Origin of the sequence: Streptomyces sp. NPDC020422, from assembly GCF_044386705.1 — a bacterium.
Classification (GTDB): domain Bacteria; phylum Actinomycetota; class Actinomycetes; order Streptomycetales; family Streptomycetaceae; genus Streptomyces.
The window spans coordinates 120,307-142,918 of sequence record NZ_JBIRVJ010000004.1 but is presented as its reverse complement, the minus strand read 5'-3'; the positions used below and the strand labels follow the sequence as shown (position 1 = coordinate 142,918).

Annotated in this window: 23 protein-coding genes and 1 pseudogene; 18 read left to right on the top strand and 6 right to left on the bottom strand. The window is 73.1% G+C overall.

Annotation, left to right across the window (positions count from 1 at the left end; genetic code table 11):
• Positions 1 to 292 precede the first annotated feature (292 nt).
• The 11 genes from ACH414_RS11450 (at position 293) to ACH414_RS11400 (ending at position 12,666) form a co-directional block, all read left to right on the top strand.
• Positions 293 to 553: a hypothetical protein gene (locus tag ACH414_RS11450; protein WP_382538767.1), complete on the top strand. Its 261-nt coding sequence runs from the start codon at positions 293 to 295 to the stop codon at positions 551 to 553.
• A 166-nt stretch (positions 554 to 719) separates the two neighbouring features.
• A complete protein-coding gene (locus ACH414_RS11445; protein WP_386563039.1) occupies positions 720 to 1,472 on the top strand; it encodes a BRO family protein in 753 nt (250 codons plus the stop codon).
• Between the two features lie 171 nt (positions 1,473 to 1,643).
• Entirely contained in the window at positions 1,644 to 2,495 is an 852-nt protein-coding gene (locus ACH414_RS11440; RefSeq protein WP_382538761.1) for a DUF2797 domain-containing protein, read from the top strand.
• Between the two features lie 85 nt (positions 2,496 to 2,580).
• On the top strand, positions 2,581 to 2,916 hold the full coding sequence (locus ACH414_RS11435) for an antibiotic biosynthesis monooxygenase family protein (protein ID WP_382538759.1): 336 nt from the start codon (positions 2,581 to 2,583) through the stop codon (positions 2,914 to 2,916).
• Positions 2,903 to 3,796: an amidohydrolase family protein gene (locus ACH414_RS11430; RefSeq protein WP_398941625.1), complete on the top strand. Its 894-nt coding sequence runs from the start codon at positions 2,903 to 2,905 to the stop codon at positions 3,794 to 3,796. The genes ACH414_RS11435 and ACH414_RS11430 overlap by 14 nt, the downstream gene beginning before the upstream one ends.
• Before the next feature lie 75 nt (positions 3,797 to 3,871).
• Complete coding sequence (locus ACH414_RS11425; protein ID WP_382538753.1) at positions 3,872 to 4,609, top strand: response regulator transcription factor; 738 nt, start codon at positions 3,872 to 3,874, stop codon at positions 4,607 to 4,609.
• A 138-nt stretch (positions 4,610 to 4,747) separates the two neighbouring features.
• Positions 4,748 to 6,235 (top strand): sensor histidine kinase, encoded by a 1,488-nt coding sequence (locus ACH414_RS11420; RefSeq protein WP_382538750.1) that lies wholly within the window; start codon positions 4,748 to 4,750, stop codon positions 6,233 to 6,235.
• 512 nt (positions 6,236 to 6,747) lie between these two features.
• Positions 6,748 to 8,019 (top strand): glycosyltransferase, encoded by a 1,272-nt coding sequence (locus ACH414_RS11415; RefSeq protein ID WP_398941623.1) that lies wholly within the window; start codon positions 6,748 to 6,750, stop codon positions 8,017 to 8,019.
• Complete coding sequence (locus ACH414_RS11410) at positions 8,016 to 10,250, top strand: ArnT family glycosyltransferase (RefSeq protein ID WP_398941621.1); 2,235 nt, start codon at positions 8,016 to 8,018, stop codon at positions 10,248 to 10,250. Before ACH414_RS11415 ends, ACH414_RS11410 begins: the two co-directional genes overlap by 4 nt.
• Positions 10,251 to 10,339: 89 nt before the next feature.
• On the top strand, positions 10,340 to 11,851 hold the full coding sequence (locus ACH414_RS11405) for an MFS transporter (RefSeq protein WP_398941618.1): 1,512 nt from the start codon (positions 10,340 to 10,342) through the stop codon (positions 11,849 to 11,851).
• Positions 11,852 to 11,886: 35 nt separating this feature from the next.
• Positions 11,887 to 12,666: a TetR/AcrR family transcriptional regulator gene (locus ACH414_RS11400; RefSeq protein ID WP_398941616.1), complete on the top strand. Its 780-nt coding sequence runs from the start codon at positions 11,887 to 11,889 to the stop codon at positions 12,664 to 12,666.
• A gap of 88 nt (positions 12,667 to 12,754) precedes the next feature.
• Here ACH414_RS11400 and ACH414_RS11395 read toward each other — a convergent pair whose 3' ends face one another.
• Positions 12,755 to 14,410: an MDR family MFS transporter gene (locus ACH414_RS11395; protein ID WP_398941613.1), complete on the bottom strand. Its 1,656-nt coding sequence runs from the start codon at positions 14,408 to 14,410 to the stop codon at positions 12,755 to 12,757.
• 69 nt (positions 14,411 to 14,479) lie between these two features.
• On the bottom strand, positions 14,480 to 14,926 hold the full coding sequence (locus ACH414_RS11390) for a MarR family winged helix-turn-helix transcriptional regulator (protein WP_382538733.1): 447 nt from the start codon (positions 14,924 to 14,926) through the stop codon (positions 14,480 to 14,482).
• Between the two features lie 236 nt (positions 14,927 to 15,162).
• Here ACH414_RS11390 and ACH414_RS11385 point away from each other — a divergent pair, with 236 nt between their 5' ends.
• Positions 15,163 to 15,411, top strand: coding sequence for a hypothetical protein (locus ACH414_RS11385; protein WP_382538730.1), 249 nt, complete (start codon positions 15,163 to 15,165; stop codon positions 15,409 to 15,411).
• 226 nt (positions 15,412 to 15,637) lie between these two features.
• Positions 15,638 to 16,306 carry a DNA alkylation repair protein gene (locus tag ACH414_RS11380; protein WP_382538727.1) on the top strand — a complete coding sequence of 223 codons (669 nt, stop codon included), beginning with the start codon at positions 15,638 to 15,640 and terminating at the stop codon, positions 16,304 to 16,306.
• Between the two features lie 705 nt (positions 16,307 to 17,011).
• Here ACH414_RS11380 and ACH414_RS11375 read toward each other — a convergent pair.
• Positions 17,012 to 17,671, bottom strand: a complete 660-nt coding sequence (locus ACH414_RS11375; RefSeq protein ID WP_398941610.1) for a pentapeptide repeat-containing protein — start codon at positions 17,669 to 17,671, stop codon at positions 17,012 to 17,014.
• A gap of 592 nt (positions 17,672 to 18,263) precedes the next feature.
• On the opposite strand from ACH414_RS11375, the gene ACH414_RS11370 reads away from it, so the two are divergent.
• Positions 18,264 to 18,605, top strand: a complete 342-nt coding sequence (locus ACH414_RS11370) for a DoxX family protein (RefSeq protein WP_382538721.1) — start codon at positions 18,264 to 18,266, stop codon at positions 18,603 to 18,605.
• A 7-nt stretch (positions 18,606 to 18,612) separates the two neighbouring features.
• Here the strand turns inward: ACH414_RS11370 and ACH414_RS11365 are convergent.
• Together ACH414_RS11365 and ACH414_RS11360 are read right to left on the bottom strand one after the other, a co-directional pair.
• Positions 18,613 to 18,711 (bottom strand): annotated as a pseudogene (locus ACH414_RS11365) (DUF397 domain-containing protein); the annotation flags it as partial.
• On the bottom strand, positions 18,686 to 19,582 hold the full coding sequence (locus ACH414_RS11360; protein WP_398941929.1) for a Scr1 family TA system antitoxin-like transcriptional regulator: 897 nt from the start codon (positions 19,580 to 19,582) through the stop codon (positions 18,686 to 18,688). The gene ACH414_RS11360 and the pseudogene ACH414_RS11365, both read right to left, overlap by 26 nt.
• 186 nt (positions 19,583 to 19,768) lie before the next feature.
• Between ACH414_RS11360 and ACH414_RS11355 the strand changes: the two genes are divergently transcribed.
• The 4 genes from ACH414_RS11355 (at position 19,769) to ACH414_RS11340 (ending at position 21,824) form a co-directional block, all read left to right on the top strand.
• Positions 19,769 to 20,140: a hypothetical protein gene (locus ACH414_RS11355; RefSeq protein ID WP_382538718.1), complete on the top strand. Its 372-nt coding sequence runs from the start codon at positions 19,769 to 19,771 to the stop codon at positions 20,138 to 20,140.
• 12 nt (positions 20,141 to 20,152) lie between these two features.
• The gene (locus tag ACH414_RS11350; RefSeq protein WP_398941607.1) at positions 20,153 to 20,362 is read left to right on the top strand and encodes a hypothetical protein; all 210 of its coding nucleotides are present in this window, start codon (positions 20,153 to 20,155) and stop codon (positions 20,360 to 20,362) included.
• Positions 20,363 to 20,427: 65 nt separating this feature from the next.
• Positions 20,428 to 20,991 (top strand): TetR/AcrR family transcriptional regulator, encoded by a 564-nt coding sequence (locus ACH414_RS11345; protein WP_398941605.1) that lies wholly within the window; start codon positions 20,428 to 20,430, stop codon positions 20,989 to 20,991.
• A complete protein-coding gene (locus ACH414_RS11340) occupies positions 20,988 to 21,824 on the top strand; it encodes an alpha/beta fold hydrolase (RefSeq protein WP_382538709.1) in 837 nt (278 codons plus the stop codon). Before ACH414_RS11345 ends, ACH414_RS11340 begins: the two co-directional genes overlap by 4 nt.
• Here the strand turns inward: ACH414_RS11340 and ACH414_RS11335 are convergent.
• Entirely contained in the window at positions 21,805 to 22,590 is a 786-nt protein-coding gene (locus ACH414_RS11335) for a hypothetical protein (RefSeq protein ID WP_391769704.1), read from the bottom strand. The two genes, ACH414_RS11340 and ACH414_RS11335, sit on opposite strands and share 20 nt — an antisense overlap.
• Positions 22,591 to 22,612: the final 22 nt, after the last annotated feature.

Here is a 22,612-nt window from a genome sequence, read left to right as displayed (position 1 = left end):
TCCGAGCTGACGGCAACCCTGACGGCAACGACGGCACACAGAGGCTGTTGATCACGACCATCAGCGATCAGCCGGGAGGAAAGCGGAGCCCCCGCCCAATGGCCTGCCCGATCCTACGGATCAGAAGGTTGCAGGTTCGAATCCTGCCGAGTGCACAGAGTCAAGAGGCCCGGACGAGAGTCCGGGCCTCTTGCGTTGTCGGGGTGGGGCGCAGCGACGTACGGGCCGCCTGGCATCATCCTCGGGCCATCGCCGTTCACGGCGGTGCTCAGGGAGGGGATCGGCTGTGGTTGTGGGTATCGCGCTGTTCTTGTTGGGGCTGGCGGGCGTCGCGTGGGGCGCGATGTTCCTCTTCAACCTGCGGGGAGCGGCGGACAAGGCGGTCGCGCGGCGCAATGCCGTCCGGAGTGTGACCGCCGCGCGGACGCTGGACATCGGGCTTGCCGAGCCTTCGCGAATCGGGGCCTGGTTCTTTCGGCTCATGGGCGGTGTCGTCTTCCTCGGCTCGCCCGTGATCGCGCTCGTCGGGCTCGTCGTCGCCACGCTCGAATGACACGCCGTGCCCGGCACGGAGCCGGTGGGGCGTCGGTGACGGGCTCGGACCGCCGACCCTGATCGGGTGGAGTTCCCCGTTCCCCCACACCTTTGGGTGAACCGGGATGATTTCCATGTCAGTTGAATATGCCTTCGGCCTACCTTGCAGGTAGAGGTGATGTCCGATGAACGCCAACGGCAACGTCAACGCCATTGATATCGACGACTTCGTCCACGCCGCCACCGGAGCGCGGCTGCGCAGGCTGACCCTGCCGGACGGGACGCACTGGTTCCCCGCCGCTGACGTGGCCACCGCGCTCGGGCACGCCGACGTGCGCAAGGCCCTCCGCGCCCATGTGGGCAAGGCCATGCAGACGAAACTCGGCGAGCGGATGGTCAGCCTCGAAGGGCTCGTGCAACTCGTCGCCGCTTCCACGGGGGGCCGGGCCGCGTCCTTCAGGGCCTGGATCGCCGAGGTCGTCGGCGCCGTGCAGCGCAACGGGTCCTACGCGCTCGAACCCTCCCCCGTGCAGGCCGGCTTCGTGCCGCCCGCGCCTGTCCTCGACGGGGTCGTCCGGCTGGAGGGGGAACACCTCGACGACCTGTCCCTCACCCGGCTCGCCGAAGCCGTCGAGGGGATCGGCGTCCCCGCCCAGCGCGGCGGGCCCGCGCTCACCCCCCAGGAGCTCCTCGCCTCCTGGCGCGAGCGGAACGTGGTGCTCAGCGCCGACGTCCACGCCGTCGCCGCCTGCCTCGCCCCCGAGCTCGTCCGCGGCGGTGTCCGCTACCGCCTGGAGGAGGTCGCCCGGCGCACCGGGCTCCCCTCGGACCGGGTCCGCGACTGCGTCCGTCTCCTCGTCGAGAGTGGCTGCATGCGGTACGCGGGCGAGAGTAGTGGTGGGGGTGGGGACGGGGGGCTTTTGTATGTGTTGCCCTGAGGGGACGTGGGCCGAGGGGGATGTGGGCTGAGAGGGACGTGGGCTGAGGGGTGGGCGTCTAGGAGACGTGGGCTGAGGGGGTGGAGAGGGGTGGGCGTTTGAGGGGGCGGGATTTTCCGGGGGGCACGGTCCGGCGCCGGGGTTGTCAGTGGGCCCGGTCAGACTGGGGGCATGGTGTGGCGGAGTGCCGGGATGTCCTGGCAGGGCGGCCGGCCCGGGCTGCGGTGGGACGGGGGGCGGGTCAGCTCGCTCTCGTACGGGCGGGTGATCGGCTTCCGCGCCGTGGGGGAGCGACGGTGTGCCGGGGCCCGGGGCAACGCCTGTCCGCTCGGCGCCCTCGTCGGCGGGCGGAGCACCGGCGGGCGGTGCCCCGACTGCGCCCGGCTCGACCGGGCCCACTCCGTCGCCGCCGACACCCTCCTCGACGACCCGCGGCCCTACCGCGTCTACCTCGCCTGGTTCGGCCCCGGCATGGTCAAGGTCGGCATCACCCGGGAGGAGCGCGGCGACGCGCGACTCCTGGAGCAGGGGGCCGTCGCGTTCAGCTGGCTCGGCCGCGGGCCGCTCATGGCCGCGCGGCGCACCGAGGAGGTGCTGCGGCACGCGCTCGCCGTGCCCGACCGCATCCCGTACGCGCGCAAGCGCCTCGTCCGCGCCGCCCTGCCCCCGGCCGCCGACCGGGCCCGGGAGGTCGAGGAGCTGTACGGGCGGGCGGAGGGCGTCGGCGCGTGGGCGGAGACGCTGGAGCGGCTGCCCTGCGAGGTCCACGACCACGTGGGCGCCTTCGGGCTCGACGGGCTGCCCGCCCTCGACGCGAGCGTCGTCGAGCTCGTGCCCGACGGTGTCGTCTCCGGGCGGCTGCGCGCCGCCGCCGGGCCGGATCTGCACCTCCTCGACCGGGACGGGCGCCATCTCGCCCTCGACACCCGGCTGCTCACCGGCTGGGGGATCGAGAGCGCTCCGCCGGACCGTCCCGTCACGGTGCCCCTCGGCTTCGGCGACGGGCAGGAGCAGTTGTTCTGACGCCGGCGGGGGCGATCGTAAAGTCTTGGATCCCTTCCGGGGGCGGGCATGGACACGGCCGCGCGGCCCCGGTCAGGGTGATCACATGACCCAGAGCCTGGTGGCGGGCCTCGAACCGCCCTACTACACCGTCGTCTTCACCTCCCTCAGGCCCGACGCCCCGGAGGGTTACCACGAGACCGCCGACGCCCTGCACGACGCCGTCCAGGACATCCCCGGCTTCCTCGGCTACGAGTCCGCGCGCACCCCCGGCGGCCTCGGCATCACCGTCGGCTACTTCCGCGACCAGGAGGCCATCGAGGCCTGGCGGCGCGACTCCGAGCACCAGGCGGCCCAGCGGCGCGGCCGCGCGGAGTGGTACCGGGCGTACAGCCTCCACATCGGCAAGGTCGAGCGGAGCCACAGCTTTGAGCGCGAGTAGCGGGGCCGAGGTGCGGGCGTGGGCGGCGCGGCTCGGGCTGCCCGGGCTCGTCGACGTCCACACCCACTTCATGCCGCGCAACGTCCTCGACAAGGTGTGGGCCTACTTCGACTCCGCCGGTCCCCTCACCGGCGTCGAGTGGCCCATCACCTACCGCGAGGAGGAGGACCGCCGGATCGCCCTGCTGCGCGAGTTCGGGGTGCTCGCCTTCACCTCGATGCTCTACCCGCACAAGGCCGGCATGGCGGCCTGGCTCAACGACTGGGCCGCCGACTTCGCCCGCCGCACCCCGGACTGCCTGCACACCGCCACTCTCTTCCCCGAGCCCGGCGCCCCCGGATACGTCCGCGACGCGCTCGACCGCGGGGCCCGGGTCCTCAAGGTGCACCTCCAGGTCGGCGGCTTCGACCCGAACGACGAACGGCTCGACGAGGTGTGGGGGCTGGTCGAGGACGCCGGGACGCCCGTCGTCATCCACTGCGGCTCCGGGCCCGCGCCCGGGCGCTTCACCGGGCCGGGACCGGTCGGGCGGCTGCTCGCCCGGTACCCGCGGCTGCGGCTGATCGTCGCCCACATGGGCATGCCCGAGTACGGGGACTTCCTCGGCCTCGCCGAGCGCTACGAGGGCGTCCACCTCGACACCACCATGGCTTTCACCGACTTCAGCGAACGCCTCGCGCCCTTCCCGGAGACGGAGCTCAAGCGGCTCGCGGGCCTCGGTGACCGGATCCTGCTCGGCACCGACTTCCCGAACATCCCGTACCCGTACGTGCACCAGCTCCACGCCCTGGAACGGCTCGGGCTCGGCGACGACTGGCTGCGGGCGGTCTGCCACGGCAACGGGACCCGGCTCTTCGGGCTGCCCGCGGTCGCCCCGTAGCGCGCCCAGGGCATTCTCAGGAGATTCACAGGGAAGCGAAAGAACGGTCTCAGCGGCGCCGGACACCGTGATGCCATGACTGCGACCACTCCCCGCTCGCGAACCGATCTGCTCCGGCCCGACGGCACCGCCGTCCGCGTGCTCGTCGTCGACGACGAGGCCTCCCTCGCCGAGCTGCTCTCGATGGCCCTGCGCTACGAGGGCTGGCGGGTGCACAGCGCGGGCGACGGAGCCGGGGCGCTGCGGACCGCGCGGGAGTTCCGGCCCGACGTCGTCGTCCTCGACATGATGCTGCCCGACATGGACGGGCTCGCCGTCCTCGGGCGGCTGCGGCGCGAGCTGCCCGAGGTGCCGGTGCTGTTCCTGACCGCGAAGGACACGGTCGAGGACCGGATCGCCGGGCTCACGGCGGGCGGCGACGACTACGTCACCAAGCCGTTCAGCCTGGAGGAGGTGGTGGCCCGGCTGCGCGGGCTCATCCGCCGCTCGGGGGCCGCCCAGGCGCGCAGCGAGTCGCTGCTCACGGTCGGCGACCTCACCCTGGACGAGGACAGCCACGAGGTCACCCGGGGCGGCGACTCCATCCATCTCACCGCGACCGAGTTCGAGCTGCTGCGCTACCTCATGCGCAATCCGCGCCGGGTGCTCAGCAAGGCGCAGATCCTGGACCGCGTGTGGTCGTACGACTTCGGCGGCCAGGCCAACGTCGTCGAGCTCTACATCTCCTATCTGCGGCGCAAGATCGACGCTGGGCGCAGCCCGATGATCCACACCCGGCGGGGGGCCGGCTATCTCATCAAGCCGGCGGAGTAGCCCGCCGTGCGCCTCCGTCCCCGGGCCCGCCGTCTCGGGGGCCTCCGTCTCCAGGCCCTCCGACCCCGGGGCCTCCGTCTCCAGACCCTCCGACCCCGGGCCCGCCGTCCCCGCGCCCTCCCGACGCGGGCCGGGTCCGTGCGGGGCGGGCGCCCCTGGTCCCTGCGGACCCGGCTCGTCGTCTCCGCCGTCGCGCTGATCGCCGTCGTCGCCGCCGTCATCGGCACGGTGACGACGATCGCGTTCCGGTCCTATCTGTACGACCAGGCCGACGGGCAGCTGCGCGGCGTGGCCAACCGGGCCGCGGGGCCGCCGCCCTCCGCCGCCCTCCCCGCGCCGGGGCACCTCGGCTTCCTCGACCCGCTCGGCTTCGTCATGGGGCCCGGCGCCCCGCTCGGGACGCTCGGCGGGGTCCTCGCGGACGGCGAGGTCACCTCGGGCTCGATCTCCGCGCCGCCCGAGGAGGGCGAGTACGGGCCCAGGTACACCGCCCGGCCGCTCGACGCCGCCCAGCGCGACGCCCTCGCCGCCGTCCCCCGCGACGGCGATCCGCACACCGTGGCGCTGCCCGGCGGCCTCGGCGACTACCGGGTGCAGTACGCGACCGGCAGGAACGGCGACTACCTCGTCGGCATCCCGCTCAGCGAGCTCCAGGACGCCCTCGCCACCCTCGTCGTCGTGGAGCTGAGCGTCACCGGCGCCGGGCTCGTCGCCGCCTCGCTCGCCGGGACCGTGCTCGTCCGGGTCGCCCTGCGGCCGCTGCGGCGGGTCGCGACGACGGCCGCGCAGGTGTCCCGGCTGCCGCTGCACAGCGGCGAGGTGGCGCTCGACCACCGGGTGCCGGAGGCGCAGGCCGACCCGCGGACCGAGGTCGGACAGGTCGGCGCGGCGATCAACCGGATGCTGGACCATGTGCACTCGGCGCTCGACGCGCGCCAGCAGAGCGAGACGCGGGTACGGCAGTTCGTCGCCGACGCCAGTCACGAGCTGCGCACCCCCCTGGCCTCGATCCGGGGCTACGCGGAGCTGACCCGGCGCGGCCGCGAGGAGTGCGGCCCCGACACCCGGCACGCCCTGGGGCGCATCGAGTCCGAGGCGACGCGGATGACGGGCCTGGTGGAGGACCTGCTGCTGCTCGCCCGGCTCGACGCCGGACGCCCGCTCTCGTACGAGAGCACCGATCTCGCGCTGCTCGTCGTGGACGCCGTCTCCGACGCCCGCGCCGCCGGGCCCGGGCACCACTGGCGGATCGAACTGCCCGACGGGGACGCGGCCGTGAAGCTTCCCGCCGACGGGGCCCGGCTGCACCAGGTGCTCGTCAACCTGCTCGCCAACGCCCACCGCCACACCCCGCCCGGTACGACCGTCACGGCGCGGCTGCGGACCGCCGCCACCCACGTCGTCGTCGAGGTCGAGGACGACGGGCCCGGCATCGCACCGGAGTTGCTGCCGTGCGTCTTCGAGCGGTTCGCCCGCGGCGACGCCTCCCGCTCCCGCCACGCGGGCAGCACGGGGCTCGGCCTCGCCATCGTCCGGGCGGTGACGCTCGCGCACGGCGGCGAGGTGAGCGTCGACAGCGCGCCGGGGCGGACGCTGTTCGCGGTCAGACTGCCGAACCAGCGCTGACCGGCCCGGCCCCTGTCCGGCGTCGGCTTCCTGTCCGGCGTCGGCTTCCTATCCGGCCTAGGCTTCCCGCCCGGCCTCGGCCTCCTACCCGGACCCGGCCCCTGTCCGGCGTCGGCTTCCTGTCCGGACCCGGCTTCCCACCCCGGCGTCGGCTTCTTGTCCGGCCTCGGCCTCCTGCCCGGACCCGGCTTCCTACCCGGCCTCGGCTTCCCGCCCGGCCCCGGCTTCCTACCCGGCCTCGGCTTCCTGTCCGGACCCGGCTTCCCACCCCGGCGTCGGCTTCCCGCCCGGCCTCGGCTCCCTACCCGGCCTCGGCCTCCTACCCGGACCCGGCCTCCTACCCGGAGCTCCCCGCCCGGACCCGGCTCCCCGCCCGGACCCGGCCCCCCGCCCGGACCCGGGCCGCCATCCCCCCCCGGGACCCAGCCCCACCCCCCTCGCCGACACGACTCACAGCCCCGCCACAGGCTCGCCACACCGTCGTGACAGCGGCCCTGGCGAGGGTCGGGGACATGCAGATGTCACCGACCGCCGAAACCCTTCCCGCCCGGGAGCACCTCCCCGTCGGCGCGGCCGGCCGGCCCGTCCTCGACGTGGTGATCCCCGTGTTCGACGAGGAGAAGGACCTGGAGCCCTGCGTGCTGCGGCTCCACGAGCACCTCTCCCGCACCTTCCCGTACGCCTTCCGCATCACCGTCGCCGACAACGCCTCCACCGACGCCACCCCCGACGTGGCGCGTGCGCTGGCCGCCCGGCTGTCCGGCGTACGCTCCGTACGCCTGGAGCAGAAGGGCCGCGGGCGGGCGCTGCGCGCCGTGTGGTCGGCGTCCGACGCGCCGGTCCTCGCGTACATGGACGTGGACCTGTCCACCGACCTCAACGCGCTGCTCCCGCTCGTCGCGCCGCTCATCTCCGGCCACTCCGACCTCGCGATCGGCTCGCGGCTCGCCCGCTCCTCGCGGGTGGTCCGCGGGCCGAAACGGGAGTTCGTCTCCCGCGCCTACAACCTGATCCTGCGCAGCTCGCTCGCCGCCCGCTTCTCCGACGCCCAGTGCGGCTTCAAGGCCATCCGGCGCGAGGTCGCCGAGCGGCTGCTGCCGATGGTCGAGGACACCGGCTGGTTCTTCGACACGGAGATGCTGGTGCTCGCCGAGCGGGCCGGTCTGCGCATCCACGAGGTGCCGGTCGACTGGGTCGACGACCCCGACTCGACCGTCCACATCGTGCGCACCGCCACCGACGACCTGAAGGGCGTGTGGCGGGTCGGGCGGGCCCTCGCGACCGGTTCGCTGCCGCTGGACCGGCTGGCCCGGCCCTTCGGCGACGACCCGCGGGACCGTGACCTCAGCGGTGTCCCGGGCGGTCTCGCCCGCCAGTTGGTCGGTTTCTGCGTGGTCGGGGCGCTGTCGACGCTCTGCTACCTCGTCCTCTACTCCCTCTTCCGGCTCGGCGTCGGCCCCCAGCTCGCCAACGCCGGGGCCCTGCTCGTCTCCGCCGTCGCCAACACGGCGGCCAACCGCCGGCTCACCTTCGGCGTCCGGGGCCGCGAACGCGCCGCCCGCCACCAGGCCCAGGGGCTCGTCGTCTTCGGCATCGGCCTCGCCCTGACCAGCGGCTCCCTCGCCGCGCTCGGCGCCGCGACGGGCGATCCGGCGCACTCGACCGAACTCGCCGTGCTGATCGTCGCCAATCTCGCCGCGACCGTCGTGCGCTTCCTCCTCTTCCGGCTCTGGGTCTTCCCGGAGCGCGCCGCCGCCACCAAGCCGTCAAGGACCTCCCGATGAACCCCGCGAACCCCGCGAACCCCGCGAACCCCGCGAACCCCGCCACCCCCGCGAACTCCGCTCTCCTACGGCGCTGGTGGCGCGGCAGGCCCGAGGACGCCCCCTGGGTGCGGCCCGCGTTCCTCGGTCTGCTGCTCGCGACCGCCGCCCTCTACCTCTGGAACCTGAGCGCGAGCGGCTACGCCAACTCCTTCTACTCCGCGGCCGCGCAGGCCGGCAGCCAGAGCTGGAAGGCCTTCTTCTTCGGCTCGCTCGACGCGGCCAACGCCATCACCGTCGACAAGCCGCCGGCCGCCCTGTGGCCGATGGCCCTGTCCGTGCGCCTCTTCGGCCTCGGCTCCTGGCAGATCCTGCTGCCCGAGGTGCTCATGGGCGTGGCCACGGTCGGTGTCCTGTACGCGGCCGTCCGGCGCCGCTTCGGGGCGGGCGCGGGCCTGATCGCCGGCGTGGTCCTGGCGCTCACCCCCATCGCCGCGCTGATGTTCCGCTTCAACAACCCGGACGCGCTGCTCGCGCTGCTCATGACGGGCGCCGTGTACTGCGTGCTGCGAGCCCTGGAGCTCGACAGGGGCGCGGCGCGCTGGCTGGTGTGGGCGGGGGTCGCGCTCGGCTTCGCGTTCCTCGCCAAGACCCTGCAGGCCTTCCTGATCCTGCCGGTGCTCGCGCTCGTGTACGTGGTGTGCGCGCCGGGCGGGTTCGGGCGCCGGCTCGGCCGGCTGGGCCTGGGCGGGCTCGCGCTGATCGTGTCGGCGGGCTGGTGGGTGGCCCTGGTCGAACTGTGGCCGGCGTCCTCCCGCCCGTACATCGGCGGCTCGCAGAACAACAGCTTCCTGGAGCTGACCTTCGGCTACAACGGCCTCGGCCGGCTGAACGGCGACGAGGTCGGCAGCGTGGGCGGCGGGGCGCGCGGCGGCGGGACGGCCATGGACCTGCCGGCCGGCGTGGAGCTGCCCGGGCGGGGCGCCGGCGGTCCGGGCGGCGGCTGGGGCGAGACCGGCATCGGCCGCATGTTCGGCGAGCAGGTCGGCGGCCAGATCTCCTGGCTGCTGCCGGCCGCGCTGCTGTTGCTCGTCGCCGGTCTGGTGGTGACCTGGCGGGCCTCGCGTACGGACACGGCGCGGGCGGCGTTCCTGGTGTGGGGCGGTTCGCTGCTGATGACGACGGCCGTCTTCAGCTTCATGGCCGGCATCTTCCACGAGTACTACACGGTGGCCATGGCGCCGTACCTGGCCGCCCTGATCGGCATGGGCGCGGCGGTGCTGTGGGAGGAGCGGGGCCGGTTCGCCGCCTCGGCGGCGCTGGCCGCCTCGGTCGCGGTGACGGCCGGGTGGGGCTGGGTGCTGCTCGGCCGGACCCCCGACTGGCTGCCGTGGCTGCGCTGGGCGGTGCTCGTCGCGGGCTGCGCGGCGGCGCTCGCGCTGCTCCTCGCGGGCCGACTGGACCGGCGGATCGGCCTGGCGGCGGCGGGCCTCGGCCTCGCGGCCGGTCTCGCGGGCCCCTTCGCGTACACCCTGGCCACGCTGGCCGAGGGGCACCAGGGCTCGATCGTCACGGCGGGTCCGGCGGGCATGGCCGGGCCGGGCGGGATGCGCGGCGGCCCGGGCAACGGCCGGATGTTCTTCGCCGAGGGGCCGGGCGGCCAGATGCCGGGCGGCCAGGGCGGCCAGGGCGGCCAGGGCGGTCAGATGCCGGGCGGCGGCCCCGGCGGCCAGGGCATGGGCCGCTTCCCGGGCGGGCCCGGCGCGGGTCAGGCTCCCGGCGGTGGCCAGGCCGCCGGTCGGCTTCCCGGCGCCGGTCAGCTCCCCGGCGGCGGTCAGGCTCCCGCCCTGCCCGGTGAGGACACCCGCCGCGGCACCATCGGCGGTCTCCTCAACGGTGCCGCGGTCGGCACCGCGGCCAGGAGCAGGCTGCTCGCCGACGCCGACGCGTACACCTGGGTCGCCGCCGCCGTCGGCGCGCAGAACGCCGCCAGTTACCAGCTCGCCACGGAGAAGCCGGTCATGGCGATCGGCGGCTTCAACGGCAGCGACCCGTCGCCGACCCTCGCGCAGTTCAAGCGGTACGTGGCCGAGGGGAGGATCCACTACTTCGTCGCCTCGGGCGGCGGTATCGGCGGCGGTTTCGGCGGCGGCGCCGGCGGCAGCGCGGGCATCACGTCCTGGGTCGAGTCCACCTTCGAGAAGGTCACCGTCGACGGTGCCACCTTCTACGACCTGACCAGCAGGAAGTAGGCACGCACCGAGAAATCGCTATACAGCGTAAGAGAGCTCCTATACGGTGTACGAGAACTCGCCTCGTACACCGTATAAGGAGCACTTCCATGACGGCGCCGAACGGCACCACCGGGGGCGGCCATCCGCAGCGCTGGCTGATCCTCGGCGTCATCTGTCTCGCCCAGCTCACCGTCCTCCTCGACAACACCGTGCTCAGCGTCGCCATCCCCTCGCTGACCACCGAACTGGGCGCCTCCACCAGCGACATCCAGTGGATGATCAACGCCTACTCGCTCGTCCAGTCCGGTCTGCTGCTCACCGCGGGCAACGCCGCCGACCGGTACGGCCGCAAGAAGCTCCTCGCGGTCGGGCTCGCGCTCTTCGGCCTCGGCTCGCTCGCCGCCGGCCTCGCCGACTCCACCGGGCAGCTGATCGCCGCCCGTGCGGGCATGGGCGTCGGCGGCGCGCTCCTGATGACCACGACCCTCGCCGTCGTCATGCAGATCTTCGACGACTCCCAGCGGGTCAAGGCCATCGCCATCTGGGCCACCATCAGCTCCCTCGGCTTCGCCGCGGGCCCGCTGATCGGCGGCGCGATCCTCAACCACTTCTGGTGGGGAATGATCTTCCTGATCAACCTCCCGGTCGCCGCCATCGGCCTGGTCGCCGTCCTCAAGCTGGTCCCCGAGTCCAAGAACCCCCAGGGCGACCGCCCCGACCTGCTCGGCGCGCTGCTCTCCACCATCGGCATGACCTCGGTCGTCTACGCGATCATCACCGGCCCCGCGCACGGCTGGACCTCCGCCCAGGTGCTGGTCCCGGCCACGATCGGCCTCGCCGTCCTCGCCGCCTTCGCGTGGTGGGAGCTGCGCGTCCCGTACCCGATGCTCGACATGCACTTCTTCCGCAACCAGAAGTTCGTCGGCGCCGTCGCCGGCGCGATCCTGGTGATGCTCGGCATGGGCGGCTCGCTCTTCCTGCTCACCCAGCACCTGCAGTTCGTGCTCGGCTACGAGCCGCTGGAGGCGGGTCTGCGGATGGCGCCGCTGGCGCTGACGATCGTGGTGCTCAACCTCTCCGGCATCGGCCCGAAGCTCGTCATGAAGATCGGCATCCCCTCCTCCGTGGCCCTCGGCCTGACCCTCGTCGCCGGCGGCCTGACCTCGATCGCCCTGCTCGGCGGCGGCACCGACGGCACGTACGGCGGCATGCTGCTCGGCCTGATCCTGATGGGCGCGGGCATCGCCCTCTCCAACCCGGCCATGGCCAACGCCATCATGAGCGCGATCCCGCCGGAGAAGGCCGGCGTCGGCGCCGGCATCAACGGCACGCTCGCCGAGTTCGGCAACGGCCTGGGCGTCGCCATCCTCGGCGCCGTCCTCAACGCCCGCTTCGCCGCCCTCGTCACCGTCACCGCCACCTCCCTCCCGGCCGCCCTGGCCGCGGCGGGCGGCGAGGCCGAGCGGCAGCAGATCTCCGCGGCCTTCGCCCAGGGCCTGCAGACCAGTCAGCTGGTCGGCGCGGTCGCCGTCTTCGCCGGCGGACTGCTCGCCGCGGCCCTGCTCAAGCGGGCCGAGCGGGTGGACGAGCGGGCGAAGCAGCACGCGATGGCTGCCTAGCATGGGCGTGGACCACTGACAGACGGAGGGACGCGATGGTCAAGGCAGCGGACAGGGCCAGGAACCCGGCGCGTTCCAGCGTCTGGCTGGAGAACAGGACCGCCCCCGCCCGCAGCGGGGGCGGCCCGGCCGGGCTGGACCGAGAGCGGATCGTCGCCGCCTCGATCCGGATGCTCGACGAGGAGGGCCTGGCCAAGCTCTCGATGCGCAAGCTGGCGACCGAGCTGAACGTCACCGCGATGTCCCTGTACTGGTACGTGGACACCAAGGACGACATCATCGAGTACGCGATCGACGCGGTGTACGGCGAGATCGACCTCGCCGCGGTCGACGCCGCCGGCGGCTGGCGGGAGCGGATCCGGGCGCTCGCCCTGGACTACCGCCGGATGCTGGTCCGCCACGGGTGGATGTCGAGCTGCGCCGGCCAGTACGCGAACATCGGCCCGAACGCGATCGCCGTCGGCGTGAAGATCCAGGAAGCGGTCAGGGACACGGGCCTGCCGATCGACCGCCAGCCCAGCGCGATGTCGGCGGTCTTCCAGTTCGTGTACGGCTACGGGACGGCCGAGTCCCAGTTCCAGCGCCGTGCGGCCGAGGCGGGGATGTCGCAGGACGACTTCTACGTGGAGGCGGTCCAGGCCTTCCGGGACGACCCCGCGTTCGCGGAGGCGCTCGAACCCATGACGGACATCCTGCACGAGCGGGCCTCGCACGGCAGCGTGAGCGAGATCTGGGACCGCGACTTCGACTACGCCCTGGACGTCCTGGTCGCCGGCATCGAGACGATGGTGGCCCGCAGCGCCGAAGCCTCCTGAACATGCCGGAGCGGCGGGCCGTCCCCTGCCCGCCGCTCCGTATTCCGCCCGGTCGCGCCTCCGCTCGAAGCGCGACCGGGAGCTTTTCCTAGGCGCCCTGCTTGGCGTCCGCCGCCTTGGCGCCCTCCGCCTTGGCGTCCGCCGGTGCGGAGTCCTCCGCCTTGGCGTCCGCCGGGGCGCTCGTGTGGCTCTTGAGCGCGACCTCCTTGATGAACAGCGTCACCACGAAGGCCAGCAGCGCGAACGGCGCGGAGTAGAGGAAGACGTCGCCGACGCCGTGCCCGTACGCGCTCTCCATGACCGTACGGATCGGGGCGGGCAGCTTGTCCATGTCGGGGATGCCGCCACCGCCGCCGCCCTGGCCCATGGCCGCGGCGGCCTTCGGGCCGAGCTCGGTCAGACCGTCCTTGACGTAGTCGGTGACCCGGTGGGCCATGACCGCGCCGAGCGCCGAGACACCGATCGCACCGCCCAGGGAGCGGAAGAAGGTGACGACGGAGGAGGCGGCGCCGAGGTCGGAGGGAGCGACCTGGTTCTGGGTGCAGAGCACCAGGTTCTGCATCATCATGCCGAGGCCTAGGCCGAGCACCGCCATGAAGATCGCGATGTGCCAGTACTCCGTGTCGTAACGGATCGTGCCGAGCAGGCCGAGGCCGCCGGCGGCGAGGGCGCCACCGCTGACCAGCCAGGCCTTCCAGCGGCCGGTCTTGGTGATGATCATGCCGGAGACGGTCGACGAGACGAACAGGCCGCCGATCATCGGGATGGTGAGGACGCCGGACATCGTCGGCGACTCGTTGCGGGCCAGCTGGAAGTACTGGCTGAAGAAGACCGTGCCGGCGAACATCGCGACACCCACGAAGAGCGAGGCCAGCGAGGCCAGCGTGATCGTGCGGTTGCGGAAGAGGCGCAGCGGGATGATCGGCTCGGAGGCCCGGGACTCCACGAAGAGGAACACGGCGCCGAGGACGAGCGATCCGCCGACCATGGCGGCGGTCTGCCAGGAGACCCAGTCGTACTTGTCGCCGGCGAAGGTGACCCAGATGAGGAGGAGGGAGACGGCGGCGCTGATGAAGAAGGCGCCGGCCCAGTCGACCTTGACCTCGCGCTTCACGACGGGGAGCTTCAGGGTCTTCTGCAGCACGATCAGCGCGATGAGCGCGAAGGGGACGCCGACGTAGAAGCACCAGCGCCAGCCGAGCCAGTCGGTGTCGGTGATGACGCCGCCGAGCAGCGGGCCGCCGACGGTGGCGACGGCGAAGGTCGCGCCGAGGTAGCCGCTGTACCGGCCGCGCTCGCGCGGGGCGATCATGGCGGCCAGGATGATCTGGGAGAGGGCGGTCAGACCGCCGACGCCGATGCCCTGGACGACCCGGCAGGCGATGAGCATGCCGGTGTTCTGGGAGAGTCCGGCGACGATCGAGCCCGTGACGTAGATGACCAGGGCTATCTGGACCAGCAGCTTCTTGGAGAAGAGGTCCGCGAGCTTGCCCCAGAGCGGGGTGGTCGCCGTCATCGACAGGAGGGCGGCGGTGACGACCCAGGTGTAGGCGGACTGGCCGCCGCCGAGGTCGGTGATGATCTGCGGGAGGGCGTTGGAGACGATCGTCGAGGACAGGATGGCGACGAACATGCCGAGCAGCAGCCCGGAGAGCGCCTCCATGATCTGCCGGTGCGTCATCGGGGCACCGGAGGTGTCGGTCCGGCCTTCCCGTACACCCGTGGCAGGTGCGGTGGTAGCCATGAAGTTCCTTTGCATGTGTACGTGGGGTACGTGAAGTCGGCGGGTCGGCTGGGCGGCTGGTCGGCGGGGTCAGGCGTGCGCGGCCCGGCAGTCCCCGAAGGAGTCGCGCAGGCGCACCAGCAGGGTGGTGAGGAGGGCGACGTCTTCGTCGGACCACTCCGCGAGGTGCCGGTTGAAGGCCTCGGCGACCCGGCCGTCGAGCTCGCCGAGCATCGTCAGGCCCTCGGGGGTGAGGCGCAGGATCCGGGAGCGCTTGTCGTCGGGGTCGGGCAGGCGGTCGATCCAGCCGTGCTCGACGGTGTGGGCGACGTGCCGGCTGCAGACGGACATGTCGACGGCCATGAGTTCGGCCAGCCGGCTCATCCGCATGTCGCCGTGGTGCTTGACGAGGGCGAGGACTGCGGCGGCGCCGCCCTGGCAGTGCGCGGGCAGGACCCGGGCGAGACCGCGCTTGACGGCACCGAAGGCGCTCACCGCCCGGGCGAGCTCCTCGTACTGGTTCAGCGTCGTCGTCATCGCTCCATCGCCCTCGTACTCCCCGACATCTTGTTGCTTAGGGCAACGATAGAGATGGATGGTTGCTTCAGGCAAACTAAATCGGTCAAAGCGCGCTAAAGAATCGGTAAAGGGGGTGGGGGATGGAGGTGCGGGGTGGGAGCGGTGCCGCTCGGGGGTGGGTCCGGGGCGGGTCCGGGGCAGGGCAGGGGCCCAGGGCTTGGGGCCGGAAGCCGGTCTTCGCTAGGGTCCGGGCCATGGCACACAACCCCCAAGCACCGTACGGCCAGGGTGGCCAGGGCCCCGAGGGCTCCTACGACCCCGCCGGCAGCACCCAGATGTTCCGCGCCTTCGTCGACGAGGGCGCCCCGCAGCAGGGGCAGGGATCGCGGCAGCAGTACCAGTCCGCGACCACCCACTCCTCCGGCCCCCGCGTCGGCGTGATCGTCGGCGTCATCGTCGCGATCGCGGTCCTGGCGGGCGTCGCCTGGCTGGCGCTCGGCTGAGCCGACCGGCTCCTGGGAGGGGGCGGCCGCGACGGAAGCCCTGACGGGGTTCCGTCGCGACCGCCCCCTTTCGACCTTTCGGTGGGCCGGGGCGAGTGGTCCGGGCGCCTGTGCCGCCGTCCGGCTCCGCGTTCAGGTGCGCGCACCGCCCCCGTCATAGGCTGGAGCTCGCCCGTGAAGGAGCAGGGAGACCCCGGGCAGATCCGGGGCGGACCAGGAGGACGCGGTGACCGAGACGACCGTCGCCGAGGTGATGGCCGAACTGGCCGCGCTGGAGGACCCGAAGGCCCGTGCCGTGAACGAGCGGCACGGCGACGACCACGGCGTGAACCTCGGCAAGCTCCGCGCCCTCGCCAAGCGGCTCAAGACCCAGCAGGACCTCGCCCGCGCGCTCTGGGCCACCGGCGACGGCGCCGCCCGGCTCCTCGCCCTCCTGATCTGCCGCCCCAAGTCCTTCGACCGCGACGAGCTCGATGCCATGCTGCGCGCGGCCCGCACCCCGAAGGTCCACGACTGGCTCGTGAACTACGTGGTCAAGAAGAACCCGCACGCCGAAGAACTGCGCCTCGCCTGGACCGCGGACCCCGACCCCGTCGTCGCCAGTGCCGGCTGGGCCCTCACCACCGAGCGCGTGACCAAGCGGCCCGACGGACTCGACCTGTCCGCCCTCCTCGACGTCATCGAGGCCGAGATGAAGGACGCCCCGGACCGGCTCCAGTGGGCGATGAACCACTGCCTCGCCCGGATCGGCATCGACCACCCCGCCCACCGCGCCCGCGCGATCGGCATCGGCGAGCGCCTCGAAGTCCTCAAGGACTACCCGACGCCCCCGGGTTGCACGTCCCCCTTCGCGCCCGTGTGGATCGACGAGATGGTGCGGCGGAAGACTGCCTGAGGGGGGCAGGGGGGGGGCAGGGGGGGCAGGTGGGCAGGTGGGCGGGTAGGCAGGTGGGCGGGTTGAGGGTGGGTGGGTCGAGGGCGGTGGGGTGAGGGTGGTGGGTTGAGGGCGGTGGGGTGAGGGCGGGCGGGTCCGGGGTGGGCGGGTGCGGCGTGGTCGGGTCGGGTCCGGGGCGGTCGGGTGCTCGGAGCGGGCGTTTCCGGAATCGGGCGCCGTGCGGCCGCCCTCTTTCCGAGTGTGGCCCCCTCCACCACCGCGTCAAGGGCGCTCCCTTCGGTCGCGTCGCTGCGCGATGGCCTACGGCCACCCTTGACCCGGCGGCTCCGGGGGCCCTTTCACACTCGGAGGGCGGCCGGGGGCGCGGCCACGCGGACAGGCCGGGCAGGGGTCTCGCTGGGTGGGCGGCGCGCGGGCCTGTGGGTGGGGGCGTCGGTTTGTGGCCGGGGCCGGTGGGCGGAGTGCCGGGCGGTTCGGGGTGCGCGGGAGTGGAGTGGGGTTGCCGGGCCGGGCTCGGCGGCATGCGCCCGGCGCGGGGCCGGGCTTCAGGCCCCGCTGGTCACTGTCGGATGTCCGTGGGGGCCGTCCCGGGGCGGGGTCGTGTGCGTTTCCGCGTGGGGAGAGGCCGGGGGTGCCTCACTCGTCACACCAGTTTCGTTCCGTCCCATCTCGGGGCTGGAGACGTGACTTTGCATGGCGTGGCGGTCAGCCGTCCTTCACGGTGAGACCGATGTGGTGGGCGAGGGCGGGGGCGAGGTCGAAGAGCTGGAGGGTGGTGATGGTGGCGCCCTTGAGGGCCTCGATGCCGGAGGTGATGCCCAGCGCGGTGGCCTCGCGGAGGTCGACCCGGGTGAGGGTGGCCCCGGTGAGGTCGACCCGGTCCAGGGCCGTCCCCGGGAAGGAGACGTCCGTGAGGCTCGCGCCGGCGAAGTCCACGTCCCGCAGCAGGCAGTCCACGAACGTGACGTCGCGCAGCTGGGCCGCGCGCAGGTTGACCGAGTCGAACTTGCAGTGGTGGAAGACCGTGCGGCGCATCTGGCTCCCGTGCAGCTGCGTGCCGGCGAGGAGGCTGGAGCGCCATTCGGCGTCCAGCCAGCTGGTCTCGGCGAGGTCGCTGCCCACGGTGCGGACGTTGTCCAGCCATACGGTGTCCAGGCGGGCGCGCCGGAACCGGCCGCCGGTGAAGGTCACCGAGGACAGGGCGCACTCGCTGAAGCGCGTCATGCCGCCGTCGGCGTCGTCGAAGTCGCGGCCGTCGATGTGCAGCCACTCGTAGACCTCGTCCCGCTCCAGCTCGGCGGTGAACGGTTCGAGTCGGTGCGCGAAGGGCAGGGAGGGCAGATCCCGGGGGGCGGGTGTGTGCATCGACGTCCTTCCAGGGCGGGTACGGCGGCGGTGCCGTCATGCTTACCCGCAGCGGAGTGATCCCGGCCAATCGCGTCGCCCCACCCACCGGCAGTGACCAGCGGGGCCTGAGGCCAAGCCGCCCACCGGGGGCCACACGCCAAGCCAAGCCCGGCAGCCCCATTCCACTCCCGCGCACCCCGGACCGGCGGGAGTCCGACCACCGGGCCGGGCCCCGAACCGACGCCCCCACCCACCGGCCTTCACGCCGCGCGCCGACGGTGACCCCTGCCCGGCCTGTCCGCGTGGCCGCGCCCCCGGCCGCCCTCCGAGAGGTCTTTCGCGCCTGGAGCCGCCGGGTCAAGGGTGGCCGTAGGCCATCGCGCAGCGACGCGACCGAAGGGAGCGCCCTTGACGCGGTGGTGGAAGGTGCGACTCTCGGAAAGAGGGCGGCCGCACGGTGCCCGATTCCAGGCCGCCCGGCACGACAACCGGTCTCCCCCGAGCGCTCCGAAAAAAGTTCGGCCCGCTCGTCACACCTCCGTCGAGCGCGGTGTCAGAGGGATAGAAGCGAGCGAGAAGCGCCCGCCAGAGCCCCTCCGAGGAGCACCCGATGTCCACCACCGCCATCGTCGTCACCGCCGTCGCCGCCTTCATGGCCGGGTTCTCGGGTGCCTCGATCTTCTTCAAGGCCAAGTTCACCGTCGAGCCCCTCGCCGAGTACGGCGTCCCGCGCACCTGGTGGAACTGGCTGGGTGCCGCGAAGGCGGCCGGCGCGGTCGGTCTCCTCGTCGGCTACGCGATCCCCGCGATCGGGATCGCCGCCGCGATCGGCCTCGTCCTGTACTTCCTCGGCGCCGTGATCACGGTCTTCCGCGCCAAGGCGTACGGGCACGCGATCTTCCCCGTCATCTACATGGCCCCGGCGGTCGCCGTCCTGGCCCTGGCGGCGTGAGGAGCGGTCAGAGGCTGCGGACGAACGTGTCCCATGCGTGGCGACCGAAGACGACAGCAGGGCCCTCAGGGGCCTTGCTGTCACGTACGGGGGCGAGGTCGGGGAATCCGGGGGCGACTTCGAGGCAGTTTCCGCCGTCGTTGCCGCTGTAGCTGCTCTTGATCCAGATCGACGCGTCGAGTTCGTACCTCTGCATGGTGCTCGTACCCCTCCATCGCCTCGCCGATCAGAGCAGCGGACTCCACAGCTGACAGAGCGTCCGCCCGGAGCACATCATAGGTCTGGCTATGTCGCGCGAAGACGGTTGGATCATCGATGAAATGGCCCTGGCCCAGGGACTCGGAGTAGATCCACTCCTTGCCCTCCGGTAACCGGATCAGTGACATCGAGGTGCTCGGCGGCACGAGGTCGGCCCGGGCGGCCGGGGCGACCTGAATCACGAAGTTGGGCCGCCTGCCCACCTCCAGCAGGTGTGCGCACTGGTCGCGCATCACGGCGGCGCTGCCCACAACGTTCCGTACACAACTCTCGTCGAGGACTGCGATGTACAGCGGGCCGTCCTCCGTCAGGAAGCGCTGCTGGCGGCTCAGTCGGGCTCTCACCCTGCGCTCCGCCTCGTCCGGTGCGGCGATCTGCGAGAGCAGGGCGTACGCGTACTCCGGGGCCTGGAGCAGACCCGGCACCACCTGCACCTGGTACTCCCGCAGCGCCACCGCTTCCGCGTCCATCTGGGCCCTGCGCTCGAACCAGTCCGGGTGCTGCACCTCCGGATACCAGTCGATCCGCCCCCACAACCGCAGCAACACCCCGCCCGTCCCCAGGATCTCGTCGCACGCCCTCGCGAACGTGTCCGTCGGTACCCGTTTCGCCGCCTCCACCCTCGCCACCTGCGAGCGGTCGCACGGGATGAGGCGGGCCAGGGCCTCCTGGGTGAGGCCCGCCGACTCGCGGTAGTGGCGGAGGAGTTCGCCGAACATCTGCGCCGTCGTGGCGGCCGTCTCGGTCCCCGCCGTGGTCCTTCTGGTCACTCCGTCCCCCCTCGTGACAGCACTCCTTGGCACGCCGTGGGCGTTGTGGCCGCCTCCTCCATTGAGCAACGCTGGATGCACGGAGAGTAGTCGCCCGATCGGGTGAGTGTGGGGCGTGAGCGTGAGGAGCGAGGAATGGCAGGGCACGAGGAGTGCGGCGCGTACCTGTACGACCCGGTGGCGCGGAAGGTCGGGGAGTACCGGGGGCAGGCCGGCCCGTACGCGATGTTGCGGCCGCTCGGGGGTGGGCGGGAGTGGCAGGCGGACCCGGAGAGCGTGCGGCCGGCGACGGCGGAGGAGCGGCTGAGTGCGGGGGTGCGCGCCGCCAACCGGCGGGCGTCCGCCTCGTACGAGCTGTCCCGCCCGCCCGCGCCCGTCCCGCACTGTGCCGAGTGCGGGGAGCTCGCGGCCGCCCGGGCCGCCGCCCGGGAGCGGTTCGACTGGAGTGCCGAGACCGACGCGAACGTCCTGCTGCGGCGGCACCTCCGCGCGGGTCATCCCGGGTGACGTGCCGGCGCGGTGGTCGTCATTGTCGGCGTGGGCGAGTCCGGCGAGGGAGACGGCACCGACAACTTCGGCTCCGGCGTCAACGCCGCCGACAACTGGAACTTCACGGCTGCCGACGTCTGCCTCCAGGGGCTCGCGGTCGTGCCCGCGCTCAGCGACTGGACGGGCAACCACCAGAACAACTGCTCCAACGGCAACGTCGTCGACCACTCCGGCAGGTAATCTCCCGCCGACCTGTTCCTAGGGGTGCTAGGTTATAACCTAGTGCCTCTAGGAAGGATTCGCGCATGGCCCGCGTCGGCATCACCGTCGACCGTCTCGTCCAGGCCGCCGCCGAGCTGGCCGACAGCGACGGCCTCGACAAGGTCACCGTCTCCGCGCTCGCCCGCCGCTTCGGCGTGAAGGACGCGAGCCTCTACTCCCACATCAGGAACCTGCGCGACCTGCGCGTCCGCCTCGCCCTCCTCGCCTCCGCGGAGATGAACGAGGCCATCGGGACCGCCGTCGCCGGGCGCTCCGGCAAGGACGCGCTCGTCGCCTTCGCCGGCGCCTACCGGGACTACGCGCTCGCCCACCCCGGCCGCTACGCCGCCACCCAGCAGCGGATCGAGCCGGAGGAGATCGAGGACCCCGCCGTCCTCCTGCGGGCCGTCGAGCTCACGTACGGGATGCTGCGCGGCTACGGGCTCGACGAGCCCGACCTCACCGATGCCGGGCGGCTGCTGCGCGCCACCTTCCACGGCTATGTCCACCTGGAGCTGAGCGGCGGCTTCCACGCCTCCCGGCCGGTCGCCGCGTCCTGGGCGCGCTCGCTCGACGCCCTGCACACCACCCTGGAGAGCTGGTCATGACCGACGTCGCCACCCTGCCCGTCCCCGGCGCGACCCTCCACTACGAGACGCGCGGCCGCGGGCCCGTCCTGCTGCTCATACCCGGCGGGGCGGGTGACGCCGGGCTGTACGAGGGGATGGCGGACCTGCTCGCAGGCGCCGGGTACACCGTCGTCTCCTACGACCAGCGCGGGCTCTCCCGCAGCCCGCTCGACGGGCCGCCCGCCGACCAGCGGGTGGGGGAGTGGGCCGAGGACGCCCGTGCCGTCCTCGACGCCGTCGTGCCGCGGGGCGAGGCCGCGTACGTCTACGGCAGCAGCTCCGGCGCCGTCGTCGCCCTCGAACTCCTCGCCCGGCACCCCGCCCGCCTCGCCCGGGTCGTCGCGCACGAGCCGCCCCTGGTGGAGCTGCTCGACGAGCCCGGCCCGTACCGCGCGCACTTCGCCGAGGTGCGCGAGCTGCACCGAACGCGGGGGCTCGGTCCCGCGATGGCCCGGTTCGCCGAGACGCCCGACGGGCGCGGTCCCGAGCCGGAGCGGCGGCACGCCGAACTCCCGCCGTCCGTGCGCCCGATGGCCTCCCGCATGGGCGCCAACATGCCCGTCTTCCTTGAGCACGTGCTCTGCCCCTTCTCCTCCTCCGCCCCCGATCTCGACGGACTGCGCGCCGCCGCCGGGAAGCTGGTCCTGGGTGTCGGCCGGGAGTCGGACGGTCAGGAGGCGCTGGTGGGGCCCGCCCGCCGGATCGCCAGGGAGACCGGGGCCGCCGTGGTCGAGTTCCCCGGCGGGCACCTGGGGTGCGTCGAGCGGCCGGAGGAGTTCGCCGAGGTGCTGCTCACTGCCATGAGGCCGTGACGTCCTTCGTGTCCACGTGCATCCCCAGCGGCACCCGCCAGGACTCCACGCACACCGTGTAGGTCCGGGTGCGCGCCGTGCCCGCGGCGATCGGGGACGGGAGGGGCTGGCTGGAGCGGAAGGTGCCCCAGTCGACGCCGAGCGCGCCGATGATGTGGGTCGCGAAGTCGACCGTGCCCGAACGGGCCGCCGTCCCACCGGTGTTGCGGAAGGTCACGGTCACGCTCTCGCACCAGCGCCGGTCCGTGTCGGCGAGCGTGGGCGCGGAGAGGGTGAGCAGGGCGGGGGAGGGGGTGGGCGTGGGCCTGCTCGTCGGCGGGGGTGTGTCCGGAGTCGACGGCGGGGACGTGGGGGCGGGCGGGGGCGTGCTCCCGGGGGCGGTCGTCCCGCCGCCGGTGCGGGGCGGGGGGCCGGCCGTACGGGGCGGGGGCGCCGTGGCCGTACGCGGGGCGCCCGCTGTTCCGGGGGGTGTACCGGGCGGCGGCGTGCCGTCCGTACCGCTCCGCCTGCTGCCGTTCCCGGCGCTCTCGCCGTTCGTGCCCGGCGGCCGGGGGGACGGGGAGCTCGTGCTCGACGTGTCCCCCGGGTCCAGGGGGATGAGGGTGACGGATCCGCTCGGCGGGACCGCGCCCTTGGGGGAGGAGCCGGCGCCGACCGCCGCGTAGCCCTGGTCCTCGCCGCCCGATCCGCAGGCGGTGAGCGCTCCGCCGAGGCAGAGCGCGACCACCACGAGTCCCGGTCGCTTCCTTCGCCACGTACTCGCCATGAGGGCAGTGTGGCTGACGGAG

Excerpts from the sequence above, each read along its gene's own strand:
- ACH414_RS11445 (WP_386563039.1), top strand. The coding sequence starts at position 720 with ATGAACGCCAACGGCAACGTCAACGCCATTGATATCGACGACTTCGTC.
- ACH414_RS11440 (WP_382538761.1), top strand. The coding sequence starts at position 1,644 with ATGGTGTGGCGGAGTGCCGGGATGTCCTGGCAGGGCGGCCGGCCCGGG.
- ACH414_RS11435 (WP_382538759.1), top strand. The coding sequence starts at position 2,581 with ATGACCCAGAGCCTGGTGGCGGGCCTCGAACCGCCCTACTACACCGTC.
- ACH414_RS11425 (WP_382538753.1), top strand. The coding sequence starts at position 3,872 with ATGACTGCGACCACTCCCCGCTCGCGAACCGATCTGCTCCGGCCCGAC.
- ACH414_RS11415 (WP_398941623.1), top strand. The coding sequence starts at position 6,748 with ATGCAGATGTCACCGACCGCCGAAACCCTTCCCGCCCGGGAGCACCTC.
- ACH414_RS11410 (WP_398941621.1), top strand. The coding sequence starts at position 8,016 with ATGAACCCCGCGAACCCCGCGAACCCCGCGAACCCCGCGAACCCCGCC.
- ACH414_RS11405 (WP_398941618.1), top strand. The coding sequence starts at position 10,340 with ATGACGGCGCCGAACGGCACCACCGGGGGCGGCCATCCGCAGCGCTGG.
- ACH414_RS11400 (WP_398941616.1), top strand. The coding sequence starts at position 11,887 with ATGGTCAAGGCAGCGGACAGGGCCAGGAACCCGGCGCGTTCCAGCGTC.
- ACH414_RS11395 (WP_398941613.1), bottom strand. The coding sequence starts at position 14,410 with ATGGCTACCACCGCACCTGCCACGGGTGTACGGGAAGGCCGGACCGAC.
- ACH414_RS11390 (WP_382538733.1), bottom strand. The coding sequence starts at position 14,926 with ATGACGACGACGCTGAACCAGTACGAGGAGCTCGCCCGGGCGGTGAGC.
- ACH414_RS11385 (WP_382538730.1), top strand. The coding sequence starts at position 15,163 with ATGGCACACAACCCCCAAGCACCGTACGGCCAGGGTGGCCAGGGCCCC.
- ACH414_RS11375 (WP_398941610.1), bottom strand. The coding sequence starts at position 17,671 with ATGCACACACCCGCCCCCCGGGATCTGCCCTCCCTGCCCTTCGCGCAC.
- ACH414_RS11370 (WP_382538721.1), top strand. The coding sequence starts at position 18,264 with ATGTCCACCACCGCCATCGTCGTCACCGCCGTCGCCGCCTTCATGGCC.
- ACH414_RS11360 (WP_398941929.1), bottom strand. The coding sequence starts at position 19,582 with ATGTTCGGCGAACTCCTCCGCCACTACCGCGAGTCGGCGGGCCTCACC.
- ACH414_RS11355 (WP_382538718.1), top strand. The coding sequence starts at position 19,769 with ATGGCAGGGCACGAGGAGTGCGGCGCGTACCTGTACGACCCGGTGGCG.
- ACH414_RS11345 (WP_398941605.1), top strand. The coding sequence starts at position 20,428 with ATGGCCCGCGTCGGCATCACCGTCGACCGTCTCGTCCAGGCCGCCGCC.
- ACH414_RS11340 (WP_382538709.1), top strand. The coding sequence starts at position 20,988 with ATGACCGACGTCGCCACCCTGCCCGTCCCCGGCGCGACCCTCCACTAC.
- ACH414_RS11335 (WP_391769704.1), bottom strand. The coding sequence starts at position 22,590 with ATGGCGAGTACGTGGCGAAGGAAGCGACCGGGACTCGTGGTGGTCGCG.